The organism is Halomonas sp. LC1, assembly GCF_030247125.1.
Taxonomy (GTDB): Bacteria; Pseudomonadota; Gammaproteobacteria; order Pseudomonadales; family Halomonadaceae; genus Vreelandella.
Window position 1 is genome coordinate 285,918 of record NZ_JASSPG010000005.1, and the last position, 13,067, is coordinate 298,984.

At 59.5% G+C, this 13,067-nt stretch carries 11 protein-coding genes; 2 read left to right on the forward strand and 9 right to left on the reverse strand.

What is annotated here, in order from left to right:
* Positions 1 to 17: 17 nt before the first annotated feature.
* The 6 genes from urtA to QIT27_RS10305 all read right to left on the reverse strand — a co-directional run bounded on the left by urtA (position 18) and on the right by QIT27_RS10305 (position 7,596).
* Positions 18 to 1,370, reverse strand: a complete 1,353-nt coding sequence (urtA, locus tag QIT27_RS10280; protein WP_285263739.1) for an urea ABC transporter substrate-binding protein — start codon at positions 1,368 to 1,370, stop codon at positions 18 to 20.
* 377 nt (positions 1,371 to 1,747) lie between these two features.
* Complete coding sequence (locus tag QIT27_RS10285; RefSeq protein ID WP_253018525.1) at positions 1,748 to 3,247, reverse strand: tripartite tricarboxylate transporter permease; 1,500 nt, start codon at positions 3,245 to 3,247, stop codon at positions 1,748 to 1,750.
* Positions 3,248 to 3,296: 49 nt separating this feature from the next.
* On the reverse strand, positions 3,297 to 3,779 hold the full coding sequence (locus QIT27_RS10290; protein WP_159343471.1) for a tripartite tricarboxylate transporter TctB family protein: 483 nt from the start codon (positions 3,777 to 3,779) through the stop codon (positions 3,297 to 3,299).
* A gap of 107 nt (positions 3,780 to 3,886) precedes the next feature.
* Positions 3,887 to 4,882, reverse strand: a complete 996-nt coding sequence (locus tag QIT27_RS10295; protein ID WP_285263740.1) for a Bug family tripartite tricarboxylate transporter substrate binding protein — start codon at positions 4,880 to 4,882, stop codon at positions 3,887 to 3,889.
* A gap of 249 nt (positions 4,883 to 5,131) precedes the next feature.
* A complete protein-coding gene (locus QIT27_RS10300; RefSeq protein ID WP_253018529.1) occupies positions 5,132 to 5,863 on the reverse strand; it encodes a response regulator in 732 nt (243 codons plus the stop codon).
* Positions 5,864 to 5,901: 38 nt separating this feature from the next.
* Positions 5,902 to 7,596, reverse strand: coding sequence for an ATP-binding protein (locus QIT27_RS10305; RefSeq protein ID WP_285263741.1), 1,695 nt, complete (start codon positions 7,594 to 7,596; stop codon positions 5,902 to 5,904).
* Positions 7,597 to 7,725: 129 nt separating this feature from the next.
* Here QIT27_RS10305 and QIT27_RS10310 point away from each other — a divergent pair, with 129 nt between their 5' ends.
* A complete protein-coding gene (locus QIT27_RS10310) occupies positions 7,726 to 8,472 on the forward strand; it encodes a DUF481 domain-containing protein (protein ID WP_253018533.1) in 747 nt (248 codons plus the stop codon).
* Positions 8,473 to 8,484: 12 nt separating this feature from the next.
* On the opposite strand, the gene QIT27_RS10315 is transcribed toward QIT27_RS10310, so the two are convergent.
* The 3 genes from QIT27_RS10315 to QIT27_RS10325 are packed head-to-tail and all read right to left on the reverse strand — an operon-like array spanning position 8,485 to position 11,104.
* The gene (locus tag QIT27_RS10315; protein WP_159343475.1) at positions 8,485 to 9,255 is read right to left on the reverse strand and encodes an ABC transporter permease; all 771 of its coding nucleotides are present in this window, start codon (positions 9,253 to 9,255) and stop codon (positions 8,485 to 8,487) included.
* An 11-nt stretch (positions 9,256 to 9,266) separates the two neighbouring features.
* The gene (locus tag QIT27_RS10320) at positions 9,267 to 10,049 is read right to left on the reverse strand and encodes an ABC transporter ATP-binding protein (protein WP_285263742.1); all 783 of its coding nucleotides are present in this window, start codon (positions 10,047 to 10,049) and stop codon (positions 9,267 to 9,269) included.
* On the reverse strand, positions 10,049 to 11,104 hold the full coding sequence (locus QIT27_RS10325) for an ABC transporter substrate-binding protein (RefSeq protein WP_285263743.1): 1,056 nt from the start codon (positions 11,102 to 11,104) through the stop codon (positions 10,049 to 10,051). Before QIT27_RS10325 ends, QIT27_RS10320 begins: the two co-directional genes overlap by 1 nt.
* A 394-nt stretch (positions 11,105 to 11,498) precedes the next feature.
* Between QIT27_RS10325 and QIT27_RS10330 the strand changes: the two genes are divergently transcribed.
* On the forward strand, positions 11,499 to 13,052 hold the full coding sequence (locus QIT27_RS10330; RefSeq protein WP_285263744.1) for a BCCT family transporter: 1,554 nt from the start codon (positions 11,499 to 11,501) through the stop codon (positions 13,050 to 13,052).
* The last annotated feature ends 15 nt before the right edge of the window (positions 13,053 to 13,067 follow it).

Below are 13,067 nucleotides of genomic sequence, written 5' to 3' on the forward strand. Positions count from 1 at the left end.
GCAGTAGGGGACGAAAGTTACTCGGCGAGCGCTGCTTCGGCTTCTTCTGCTGCGGTGCTGCCACCACAGGAACCGTTCACAACGTTAAAGTTGCCGCACTCCATGGGCTTGCGCCAATCAGAGATCAGGTCACGGGAGCCCGGCAGGTAATCCGACCACGCATCACCGGCCACGGTAGAGGGCGTTTGCCAGACGATATCGAACTGGCCGTTATCCTGAACTTCACCAATCAGCACCGGCTTGGTGATGTGATGGTTAGGCATCATCGCCGCGTAACCGCCGGAGAGGTTCGGTACGGTCACGCCGATAATCGCGTCTTTCACCGTATCCACATCGGTGGTGCCCGCTTTACGCACGGCTTCGGCCCACATGTTGAAGCCAATGTAGTGAGCTTCCATGGGGTCGTTGGTCACCGACATCTCGTCACCGGTGTGCTCAATCCAGGCGTCGATAAAGTCGTAGTTGGCGTCGGTATCAACGCTCATGAAGTAGTTCCAGGCGGCCAAGTGGCCCACCAGCGGCCCGGTGTCGATACCGGAAAGCTCCTGCTCACCCACCGAGAAGGCGATGACCGGAATGTCGGCGGCATCAATGCCTTGGTTAGCCAGCTCGCGGTAGAACGGCACGTTGGCGTCGCCGTTAATGGTGGAGATCACGGCGGTGGGCTTGCCCTCTTCACCAAAGCGGCGAATTTCGGAGACGATGTTCTGCCAGTCCGAGTGACCAAACGGCGTGTAGTTGACCATGATGTCTTCTTCGGCCACACCGTGCTCATCTTTCAGGAACGCTTCCAAGATGCGGTTGGTGGTGCGCGGGTAGACGTAGTCGGTGCCGATCAGCGCGAAGCGCTCGATACCCACTTCGTTGATCAAATACTCAACGGCAGGAATGGCCTGCTGGTTGGGCGCGGCACCGGTGTAGAAGACGTTTTCAGACGACTCTTCGCCTTCGTACTGCACCGGGTAGAACAGCAGGCCGTTGAGCTCTTCTACCACCGGCAGCACCGCTTTACGGGAAACGGAGGTCCAGTTGCCGAAGATCACATCCACTTCTTCCTGGGCCAGCAGCTCGCGGGCGCGCTCGGCAAACAGCGGCCAGTTAGACGCGGGGTCGACCACCACGGCTTCTAGCTGACGGCCCAGCAGGCCACCGGCTTCGTTCTGCTGCTCAATAAGCATTTCCACGGTGTCTTTCAGGGTCGATTCACTGATAGCCATGGTGCCGGAGAGCGAGTGCAGAATACCAACTTTGATGGGGTCGTCGTCTTGGGCCACCGCTTGCGCGCTGGCGCCCATCACAGCGGCGGTGATCAGGGCAGTGGCGAAACGGCTAAGGGTACGTGGGTGTGTCTTGCGCTGCAGTGTGGTCACTTGAACCTCCTTGCGCCCCTTATGGTTGGGGCTCGTGTTTGGGGTACCGCGACCAAGCGTTGTCGTTATTGAGGCGACGGGGCACTTGGTGCGTCCACTCGTGGGTCGCGAGTTACAACTCGTATTCACACGTCGCCATACACACTGCAAGGGGTGCGCCAATGTGGAACAAAGGCCACGATTAAAAATACAATCAAACACTTAGCTGTGTACAAAAAATACCGCTCAGACCACTTAGCACCAAGATGACGCAACGCGGCGGCGCCCATGCACGATTGTTATGCACCACCACGACGCTTTGCACCACGGGCGAAGGTGCACCATAAAAAAAAGCGCCCTCGCAGACGCGAGGGCGCTTTCGGGGTCCGCCAATAGTGTTAGTTCACAGCAGCAGCGGCTTTCGTGCGACGTTTTTTGAGCAGCGGCAGGCCAAGCGACAGCACGGCGATGACCAGGAGCGACAGCGAAATCGGCTTGTCGATAAAGGTAGTCCAGTCGCCACCGGAGATCTGCAGCGCCCGGCGCATGGACTCTTCCATGATGTTACCGAGAATCAGCGCAAGGATCAGCGGCGCAGTGGGGAAGCCAAACAGGCGCATGCCCAAGCCCAGCAGGCCAAAGCCCAGCAGTAGCAGCAGGTCAAAGACGCTGAAGCTCATGCCGTAAACGCCGATCATGCAGAAGATCAGAATCATCGACAGCAGCAGCGGGCGCGGCAGGTCGAGGATTTTAGCGATCAGCGGGATCAGCGGCAGGTTCAGTACCAGCAGGAAGATGTTGCCGATGTACATACTGGCAATCACGCCCCAAAACACATCCGGACGCTGCTCCAACATCATCGGGCCAGGCGTCACACCCATCACCAGCAGCGCGCCCAACAGGACCGCCGTGGTACCAGAGCCCGGCACACCCAGAGTTAACAGCGGCACGAAAGAGCCGGTACAGGCGGCGTTGTTGGCCGCTTCCGGAGCGGCTACGCCCTTGATGTTGCCCTGACCAAAGGTGTCGCCATCTTTCGCCAGGCGCTTCTCCATGCTGTAGCCCAGAAAGGAGCCAATGGTGGCGCCCGCCCCCGGCAGTACGCCGGTAAAGAAGCCCAGTACGGAACTGCGGCTAATGGGGCCCGCAATTTTCTTCACTTCACCGCGGCTCAGCTTCAGCGAGCCAATCACGTTGCGCGGCACCTCTTTACCACCGCCACCACGCAGCAGCATGTAGAACACTTCCGCCAAGGCGAAGATACCCAGCGCCACGACCAGGAAGTCGATGCCGTCGAGCAGTTGAATCGAGTTGAAGGTAAAGCGCTCGGTGCCGGTTTGCGTGTCGATCCCCACAATCGAGATCATCACGCCAATAACCGCCGCAATTAGACCTTTCACCAGCGACTTATCTGACAGCGACACCACCGCCGTCAGGCCCAGCACCATGAGTGCAAAGTACTCTGCGGGGCCAAAGCTCACCGCCACCTTGGAGAGCAGCGGGGCCACCAGCATCAAAAAGACCACCGAGACCGTACCGCCAATGAAGGAGGCGTAGGCGGCAATGGCCAGCGCCTTACCCGCCATGCCCTGCTTGGCCATCGGGTAACCATCGAAGGAGGTCGCTACCGTGCCCGCCACGCCGGGGGCGTTGAGCAGAATGGACGACGTCGAGCCGCCGAAGATAGCGCCGTAATAGACCCCGGCCATCAGAATCAATCCAGAAGAGGGCTCCATGGCAAAGGTAATCGGAATCATCAAGGCCAGCGCGCTGATCGGCCCTAGGCCGGGCAGCATGCCGATAATAGTACCGGCAAACACACCGGCGAATACGTAGGCGATATTGATTGGCTCAAGCGCGATGCCAAAGCCGTACATCAGATTGTTTAAGGCATCCATGGGAGTGTCTCTCGTTAAAACCCGCTATAGGTGCATCCGCACGCCATGCTTAAAACGGCAGTACGCCGGTGGGTAGGTAAACATCCATCACCCGCGTCATGGTCAGGTAAAGGGCCAGTACCACACCCAGCGATACCGCTAGGTTGACGCCATGGCGGCGATAGCCGTAATAGGCGGTTAAACCCACACTTAGTAGCGTGGAGGCCAGTACAAAACCCAGCGGCACCAGCAGGAACGCATAGGCGGCAATGGCCAGCGCGGTCACGATGACACGCGCCCAGGGAGTGAACAGCAGCGGCCCGTTAGTGGCTTCATGGTCGATTTCATCAGCCCCAGCAATGGCGCTCGGCTTCTCAAAAAACAGCAGCGCGGCCAGTAGCAGCAGCGATACACCCAGCACTTTGGGGAAGAGGTCTGAATCCACCGGACGCGGCAGAGGAAACGTGGGAATTTGCCAGGCCATGGCCAGATAAGCAGCCGCTACCAGTGCCAGTACGAGCGCTAGCCACTGGTTAACATTTAATCGAGTCATTGGAATTTCTCCGAAGATGCCAACGCAGTTGCGTTAGCCCTCGCGGTAACAGATAGAAGCATCCGGCGGCGCAGAGCCGCCGGCGTATCTCTAACGGGCGCTGGCGCTTACTGGCGCAGCAGGCCCAGGTCGGTCAGCACGCTGCTGAACTGCTCTTGCTGCTCATCCAGGAAGGTGCCGAACGCGTCGCTATCCTGGTAGGCATCGATCCAGCCCAACTGGTCGCTGGCTTCGCGCCATGCTTCGGTTTCGAGCATTTCAGCGAACAGCGTCTCGTAGTACTCGACCGCTTCTTCCGGCATGTCCGGGGCGCCCATCACACCGCGCCAAATATCGAAGGTGTAATCGAAGCCCTGCTCTTTATAGGTCGGCACGTCGGCCAAGCCGCCGCCCAGACGCTCTTCGGAAGAGACGCCCAATGCGCGCAGCTGGCTGCCTTCGCCCAGTTGGCCCACGGCTTCACCGGCTCCGCCGATCACCGCTTCGATATGGCCACCCATCAGGTTGGTCATGGCATCGCCGCCACCGGAGAACGGAATGTAGTTCACCGCAGAGGCTTCCATTCCCGCCGCCGAGGCCAAGCCCGCCACCGAGATATGGTCCATGGAGCCCGGCGCACTGCCGCCGCCCACACTCAGGCCGGGGTTGGCTTTGAGCGCTTCGAACAGATCTTCCAGGTCTTGGTACTCGGAATCCGCCGCGACCAGGATGATGGAGTAGTCGGTGTTGATCCGCGCAATCGGCGTGAAATCGGTATGGTCGTAGCGCGAAGCGCCTGCCAGCGGCACCAGAATCATCGGCGGGCTGGTGGCAAACAGTTTGTGCGGGTTGCCACTATCACGGGCGACCTGGGCCCACGCCACTGCGCCGCCGCCGCCGGGTACGTTGATGGCGGCAAAGCTTTCGTCTGCCAGGGACTCCTGCTGAATCACGCGGGACATGGTACGCACCAACGTATCCCAACCGCCACCGGGGTTCGCCGGGGCAACAAATTCGATAGAGCGGCTTGGGGTCCACTCTTGCGCTTGAGCAGAGGTCGTCATGGCCAGGGCGGCCATCGGCAGGGCAAGCACGGCGATGCGCTTCAAGGAAAGCGTAGTCATTGGCGTTCTCCACATTATTGTTCAGGCGTTATTATTCATACGGTGTTTTGGTGGGCGCGGCTTGTTGTGTGCGCCGAGTCATGAACCAAAAGCACGGCTAATCTGCATCACGCTTCGCGCGCGGTGATCAGCTTTGTGTGGTTACGCCGTGAACGTTAGAAGAGTGCCACCCCCATCGACAAGCTTGTGACCATTAACGACAAATTGTTCTTTTTGTGCGTTTTGTTCATTTTGTTCACACAGCGGCGCTCACAACGTTTCCAACCACCCTTTGGCGGCGCTCAACAACCGATAACGCCGCTCGGGGCGGCCCACATCGCCATACCCGAGTTCAGCGCTCAACGCTTGTTCCGCCACCAAAAACTCCAGGTAGCGTCGTGCGGTCGAGCGGCTGGCGCCCATGGTGCGAGCCACCTGCATCGCGGTAAGCGACTCGGATTCGGCGGCCAGCGCATCCACGACCCGGCGTAGCGTCAAGCGGTCGATGCCCTTGGGCAGCGTGCGGCTACCCGTGCGTGCGGGCTCGCTAGGCGTCACCCTTGCCAGCACGTGATCCAACTCGTCTTGGCTCATTTCAGCGCGGTTCGCCAGCGCTTCACGCTCGCGGCGAAAGCGGGTCAGCATCTGATTCATGCGGGCCGCTTCTATGGGTTTGATCAGATAGTCGAACACCCCGCCACGCAGCGCCTCGCTAATGGTTTCTACCTCTTTGGCGGCAGTCACCATCACAATATCCACATGCACATAGTCGCGGCGAATGGCCCACAGGAGCTCAAGTCCTTCAACATCCGGCAGGTAGGCATCCAGCAAAATCAGTTGAATCTCTGCAGCGTGCAGAGCCATCAGCGCTTTGGCTTCGCTGCCGTTGCGTGCCATGCCCACCACGTAAAAGCCCTCGCTCTGCTCGATAAAGGCGCGGTGGATATCGGCGATGCGAAAATCGTCTTCGACGACCAAAATGCCGTATTGCGTCGCAGACATGCGGTGTCCTCTTATTATCGTCGTATGCTCTTCACTCGTTATGAGGTCGGGGGCTGAGTGGCGGGATCGGCGCATAGTGAGCGATCCAGCACGGCCGTAAAACACGCGCCCCCCAGCTCGCTCTCTTCCAGCGTTATCGCGCCCCCGTGCTGGCGGCACAGCCTATCCACCAGGGCGAGCCCGATCCCCCGATGCTTGCCAGTCTTGGTGGAAAACCCGTCGGCAAAAATCGATTCGGCATGCTCAGCGGGCACCCCAGCGCCGTTATCTTCCACTTCGATAAGCAACTGCTCGCCGAGGTCGGTGAAAAACAGCCGCACCTGGGGCTGGTTACCGTGAGGGCCGTTGAGCGCGGCGTGGCAGGCGTTATCCAGCAGGTTGCCCACCACGCTCATCATCACCTCTTGGCCGGTAGGCGTCAGCGGGCAGGAGAGCGAGCTCTGCTCGTCGATCTCCAGGGCAACGCCCAGCTCGCGGGCGCGGGTGAGTTTGCCCAGCAGCGTGCCGCTCAGTACCGCATCCGCCACGTGGCGCATCAAAAAGCTCATCTGCGCCTGGGCGCGTTCGGTTTCCTGATGAATCAGCGCCAGCGCTTCGTCGATGCGCTGGAGCTGCAACAGCCCTGAAATGGTGTAGAGCTTGTTGGAGAACTCGTGAGCCTGGGCGCGCAGCATATCCACATCGCGGCTGGCCTGGGTAAGCGCTTGGGAGAGGTCGATGATCTCCCGGCGGCTGCGGAAGGTGGCCACGGCCCCCTCTATCTCGCCTTCATGGAGAATCGGCACCCGGTTGACCACCACCGGGTGATCCCCCAGCCACATCTCTTGATCGAACTCCTGCTCGCCGTGCTTCAAGACTTCCAGCAGCCGCGAGTTGGGCACCACCTCGCGGATCGGCTGCCCCAGCAGCACGTGCTCATCCGGCAGCTCTAAAAAGCGCCGCGCCTGCTGGTTCACCAAGGTGATATGACCATCCCGATTCACGGCGAGAATGCCTTCGTGAATCGACTGCAGAATGGCCTCTTTCTCCATTGCCAAACGGGCGATTTCGTAAGGCTCTAACCCTAGGATGATCTTTTTAAGGTGCTGCGATAGCCAGTAAGCGCCCGCAAACCCCAGCACAATCATGAGCGCCACCAGCGCCCAGCCGAGACTGGTGTAGCGGGCCACATCCATATCGACGCGGTCGAGCATAAAGCCCACCGAAACCACCCCGATAATGTTGCCCTCCTCATCCCATACCGGCGTCTTGCCGCGCATGGCGGTGCCCAGCGTGCCGGTGGCTTCGGAGACATAGGACTGTCCATAGATCAGCGCTTGGTCATTATCGCCGCCCACCATGGGCTGACCAATGCGCTCGGGCACGGGGTGGGAGTAGCGAATCGATTGGGCATTGCCCACCACCACGTAGCGTGCGCCGGTTTCCTGGCGCACTCGCTCGGCTTGCGGCTGAATGATGGCAGAGGGGTCAGCAGTGGTAAAAGCGTTTACAATCTGCGGCATCCCGGCCACGGTTTTGGCCACGGCCAGCGCCCGCTCGCCCATTTGGTGAGTGATGATCTCGGCTTTGCGATGGTTGAGATAGGTGCCCTGAGCCAGCAGCATACCCGCTAGCAGCAACCCCACCAGCATCATGACCTGCAGGCGGAAGCTGCGCTTATACCAGCGGCGCTTGGCACGGGTGCGGCGCCAGCGCTGTAACTCGGCCAGTGTTCTAGGGCGGGGGGCAGTCATAAGGGAACTCACTCTGCGCGACCGCGTCATTATGGCACGCAGCGCCTAATGGCCGTTAGTCGTTGCGCTGCCACCTCGCTGTGCTTTGATAACAGCCCCTTACCGATCCTACGCTCAAGGAGGAGTGTCGTGCGACACCTATTACGTTTTCTGGTTTTCAGCGGTACGGCATTGTGGGCCACGGGGGCCGTGGCCTATCCATTCTATGCCCCACCACCGCCTAAAGAGGACACGCCCGTGTTCAGCGGCGACGCGGAGCTGGGCTTTACCCACCTGTCAGGCAACACCGATAGCCAAACCCTGATCGGCAAAACGCGCCTGACTTGGCTCACGGGGCAATTGACTCATTCGCTACGGGGAGAAGTGCGCAACGTCAGCAAGGAGGGTGAGACCAGCGCGGAGCAGTACTTATTGGCCGGGCGGGAGCGCTATGATTTTAGCGGGCCACATTATCTCTTCGGCTTTGCCCGCTGGGAGAAGGACCGCTTTGCCGGTTACGACCAGCAGCTCTCAGTGATTGGCGGTTATGGGCGGCAGCTGCTGGAAAATAAGCAACATACGCTCTCATTGGAAGCGGGGCCGGGTTATCGCAATGATCGCCTGCGAGACGAAGACAATCAGCAGCTGCCCGTGGCCTATACCGCTCTGGACTATCGCTACCGGTTTTCCGAGTACGCAGATATTTCCCAAGAGATGTCGGTGGAGTACACGGATGAAAATACCACTGCCCGCTCGCTGACGGCGTTGACTGCTCGGCTCAATGCCAAGCTGTCGCTGCGCCTCTCTTATGAAGTGAAGCACAACTCCCAGCCCCCGGAAGACGCCACCGAGCGCACCGACACCACCACCAGCGCCTCGCTGCTGTATAGCTGGTAAGCGCGGTGGCCGCTAGCGGTGTTGCCCCCGGTGGGCCCACCCGGTCATGCGTTTTTCTAGCAGTGCGAACAGCTCGTACATCACCATGGCCATGGCGCTAATCACCAATAGTCCGGCGAATACCAAGCCCATACGCATCTGTGAGCCTGCGCTCATCATCAGATAGCCAATGCCTTGATTGGAGGCCACGGTTTCCGATACCACGGTGCCCACGAACGCCAGGGTGATGGCAATCTTGAGCGAGGCAAAAAAGTACGGCAGCGAGCGAGGCAGGCCTACCTTGAGCAGCACATCGATACGCCGCGCACCCAACACGCGCAGCACGTCCTCCATCTCGGGCTCCAGCGTCGCTAGCCCCGTGGCCACATTCACCACGATGGGGAAAAAGCAGATCAAAAACGCGGTGAGGATGGCGGGCACTGAGCCGATCCCAAACCAGACCACTAGAATCGGCACAAAAGCGACTTTCGGGATGGCGTTAAACCCCACTAATAGCGGGTAGCAGGCGTTATAGAGAAAGCGCGACGAGCCAACGATAAAGCCTAGTACCAGCCCCACCACGACGCCCAAGCCAAAACCGATCAGCGTGGTCCAAAACGTTTGCCAGGAGTGCATGGCAATCGGCCCTGAATACGTCACCAGCGCCTGTAGGGTGTCTAACGCGCTTGGGAAGATAAAGCTGGGTACGTTGAAGAGCCTCACCGAGGCTTCCCACACGACCACCAGGACAGCCACGGCGATCCAGGGCGCTAGCCGTTCAATCAGCTTGCTGTTATGGGTCATATTCATGTCCGTTAGGTACTGCGCACTTCGCCAATCTGGGCGCGTAGTTCCTGCACCAGATCGATAAAAGGCTTTTCATAGGTGGTTTCCAGCGCCCGAGGCCGGGGCAGCTCAATGGCGCGGCGCTCGATCACACGACCAGGGCGGCGGCTCATCACGTAGACCGTATCGGCTAAGAATGCGGCTTCACGCAGGTCGTGGGTTACCAGCACCACGGTAAACCGCTGGGCTTCCCATAAATCCCGCAGCACACACCAAAGCTCTTCGCGGGTGAAAGCATCCAGCGCACCAAAAGGCTCATCCAGCATTAGCAGGCGCGGCCGATGAATCAGCGCGCGACAAATCGAGGCTCGCTGCTGCATACCGCCCGAGAGCTGCCAGGGGTATTTATCTTCGTACTCGGCCAAGCCCACTGTGCCCAGCAGATCCCGCGCCCAGCCCACAAACTCCTTCCGGCGCTGGCGGAACTGCTTCCGGTAGGGCTCGACGATTTCCAGTGGCAGCAGCACGTTATCCAGGGTGGTGCGCCAGGGCAGCAGGTTGGCGTTCTGAAACGCCATACCGGAGATTTTCAGCGGCCCGGTCACGGGTGCATCGTCCACGCGCACGCTGCCCTGGGTGGGCGCGTGCAGCCCAGTGCATAGCTTCATAAAGGTGGATTTACCACACCCGGAAGGCCCCACGAAGGCGACAAACTCGCCTTCGTGGATATCGAGATTGATCTCTTCAATGGCGTTGCCGGTGCCGTCGTAGGCCAAGCTTACGTCATCAAAGCGGACAAACGCTGCCGACATTACTCGGCCTCCGGCAGCAGCATGCGCTCTTCTACCGGCGGTAGGTAGCGGGAATCAAACACTTGGTCGGGCGACGGCAGCGTGGGCAGTTCATAGGCATCCGCCACCAGTTGAATCGCCTGCATTAACCGCTCGTCATCCACGCCGCCCACGCCAAACTCGCGGGCATCGGGGGTATCCACCACGCTCTCCAGCGCCAGCTTCAAACGGCGGGTTTCCATCTCCACATCAATCAAGCCATCGCGGTTTTTTACGTACTCGATGGCGGCTTCCGGGTCGTCCAGCGTCTCACCCAGTGCGCGGTTAAAGGCGCGTAAGAATCCCTGAACCGCTTCGGGATTGGCTTCCGCGAAGGCTTCGCTAGCCAAAATCGCGTTGCCGTAGAGCGGCACGCCATAATCCGGGAACGGCATGATGGTCAGGTCATCTTCACTCATCCCGCGCTCTTCTAGGTTTAGCAGGCTGGTGAAGTAGAACCCGGTGATGGCATCCACGTCGCCGCGGGTCAGCAGCGTCTCACGCAGCGTAGGGTCGACGTTCTGCCACTCCACCGCATCAGATTCCAGGCCGTTGGCCGCGGCGAAGATGCCCCAAGCGCGGTAGCCGGTGTCAAAGGCAGGCGCGGCAATGGTTTTACCTGCTAGGTCAGCGGGGCTTTCGATCCCGCTCTCTTTACGGGCAAATACCGCGGCAGGCGTGCCGTCATAGACGATATACACGCCCTGAATACCAGGACCTTCAGGGTTTTCCGCCAGGAATTCGACCAGCGCGTTCAGATCGCCAAAGCCCATCTCATATGCCCCTGAGGCGACCCGGTTCACCGCTCCCGCCGAGCCGCTGCCGGAATCAATCTGCACATCCAAGCCCTCTTCAGCGAAGTAGCCTTTCTCAGCCGCCATCAAGAAGGGGGCGGCGGGGCCTTCGAAACGCCAGTCGAGCTGGAAACGGATGGGCGTCATGTCTGCCAGAGCGCTCGTCGGCAGTAGCGACAGCGCAACGCCACAGAGGGCGCTGGAGAGAAAGCAGGATTTGGCCAAGCTGGGGAGTTGGGTCATGGGTCAGAGCACCTTGTATACAATCGTTGCCTGACCGTTGCAGCAATACTGCCATTTTTTTATTTTCACTGTTTATTCATAGCGTTATAGAGCTTCCCACAGCTCAGGCCGCCTACTAAGCGTCCAAAATGGTGCAGCCACACTCAGATACGCACCAACTTCAAACATTTTTGCCCCAAACGTTAGACTTTGGTCTAACGCGTCGGTATACTGTGCGCAGTTTCCTGTCCTCGCGCCATTCATTGAATGGCGCTTTTTTTTGTTCTGAAAACGGGCCTGGACGACTAGCGTCTCGCTTAGCGCTCTTGCGCCGTTAAGTCGGCTCACGCTTTGGTTTGTTAAGCTAACGCGTTCCCCGCTCTTTCCTGCCAACTCCCATTCATAGGTGTTCGACATGAACCAACCTCCCCAACATGCCGAGGGGCCCTCGCGGTTTTCCCTCGGTGACCCTATTGTGCTGGTGCTCAGCATCGGCTTCATCGTGGCGTTCCTCGGGCTCTCGTTTTACGACATCGACCGGGTCGCCAGCTCTATCAGCGCAGGCTTTGCCTGGACGGCGCTGGTGCTGGGCAGCTATTTTCAGCTGCTGCTTCTACTGACGTTTTTCATTGCGATTGGCGTGGCATTAACTCCGGCAGCGAAAGCCAAAATCGGCAATCTCGATGCACCAGAAATGAGTACCTTTAAGTGGCTCTCGATCATTCTGTGTACGCTGTTAGCCGGTGGCGGGGTGTTTTTTGCCGCGGGCGAGCCGGTGTACCACTTCGTGGTCACCCCACCCGCCTTTGATACCGAGGCGGGCACCGCTGAAGCGGTCTCCGGCGCGCTGGCGCAGTCGTTCATGCACTGGGGCTTTATGGCTTGGGCAGTGCTGGGATCGCTCACCGCCGTGGTACTGGCCCACGCCCACTACGTGAAAGGCCAACCGCTGCAGCCGCGCACGCTGCTCTACCCGATTTTTGGGGAACGCCTGATGCGTGGCCCGCTGGGCAGCTTAGTGGATGCCTGCTGTGTGATTGCCTTAGTGGCGGGCACGGTAGGCCCTATCGGCTTTTTGGCCACGCAGGTGAGTTTTGGCCTGCATGAGCTGTTTGGCCTGCCGGAAGGCTACACGGGCCAGCTCATCATCCTGGCCGTGTTAGGGGCCATCTATGTGCTCTCTTCCATGAGCGGGGTGCATAAAGGCATCCAACTGCTGAGCCGCTTCAACGTGCTGCTGGCCTTAGCCATTGGCGCCATCATTGTGGTGTTTGGCCCCACGCTGTTTTTGGTGAACACCTACGTTTCCAGCATGGGCGCGTATGTCAGCGAGTTTTTCACCATGGCCACGATGACCGCTGAAACCGCCCCGGCGTGGTGGATGCAGTGGTGGACGGTGTTCTTCTTTGCTTGGTTTATCGGCTATGCACCGCTGATGGCGATTTTCGTGGCGCGCATTTCACGGGGCCGCAGCATTCGTGAAATGATTCTGGCGGTTGCCGTACTCGCTCCGATTGCCACTACCGTATGGTTTACGCTACTGGGCGGCTCCGGCATTTACTACCAGTTGACCGGGGTAATTGACCTGACCGAAGCGCTCAATAACTTCCAGTTTGACGTGGCGACCCTCACGGTGGCTCAAGCGCTGCCCGGCGGCACCTGGATGGCACTGGCGATTCTGCTGCTGACCACGATTTTTGTGGCCACCACCGGCGACTCCATGAGCTACGCGATTGCCGTTGTCGGCGCAGGCCATGACGACCCGAGCCCTTACATGCGCGCTTTTTGGGGCATTGCGATGGCCCTGATGGCGGCCGTGCTGCTGTATATGGGTGCAGGTCAAATTGGCGCGCTGCAGCAGTTTATCGTGATCACCGCGATCCCTGTGTCGCTGATTCTGCTGCCCTCGCTGTGGAACGGCCCGCAGGCGGCTTACGCCATGGCGCGTGAACAAGGCATCATCGACTAACGGTGATGGACAGCT

Coding starts and splice junctions, on each gene's coding strand:
- QIT27_RS10285 (WP_253018525.1), bottom strand. CDS start 3,247: ATGGATGCCTTAAACAATCTGATGTACGGCTTTGGCATCGCGCTTGAG.
- QIT27_RS10290 (WP_159343471.1), bottom strand. CDS start 3,779: ATGACTCGATTAAATGTTAACCAGTGGCTAGCGCTCGTACTGGCACTG.
- QIT27_RS10295 (WP_285263740.1), bottom strand. CDS start 4,882: ATGACTACGCTTTCCTTGAAGCGCATCGCCGTGCTTGCCCTGCCGATG.
- QIT27_RS10300 (WP_253018529.1), bottom strand. CDS start 5,863: ATGTCTGCGACGCAATACGGCATTTTGGTCGTCGAAGACGATTTTCGC.
- QIT27_RS10305 (WP_285263741.1), bottom strand. CDS start 7,596: ATGACTGCCCCCCGCCCTAGAACACTGGCCGAGTTACAGCGCTGGCGC.
- QIT27_RS10315 (WP_159343475.1), bottom strand. CDS start 9,255: ATGACCCATAACAGCAAGCTGATTGAACGGCTAGCGCCCTGGATCGCC.
- QIT27_RS10320 (WP_285263742.1), bottom strand. CDS start 10,049: ATGTCGGCAGCGTTTGTCCGCTTTGATGACGTAAGCTTGGCCTACGAC.
- QIT27_RS10325 (WP_285263743.1), bottom strand. CDS start 11,104: ATGACCCAACTCCCCAGCTTGGCCAAATCCTGCTTTCTCTCCAGCGCC.
- QIT27_RS10330 (WP_285263744.1), top strand. CDS start 11,499: ATGAACCAACCTCCCCAACATGCCGAGGGGCCCTCGCGGTTTTCCCTC.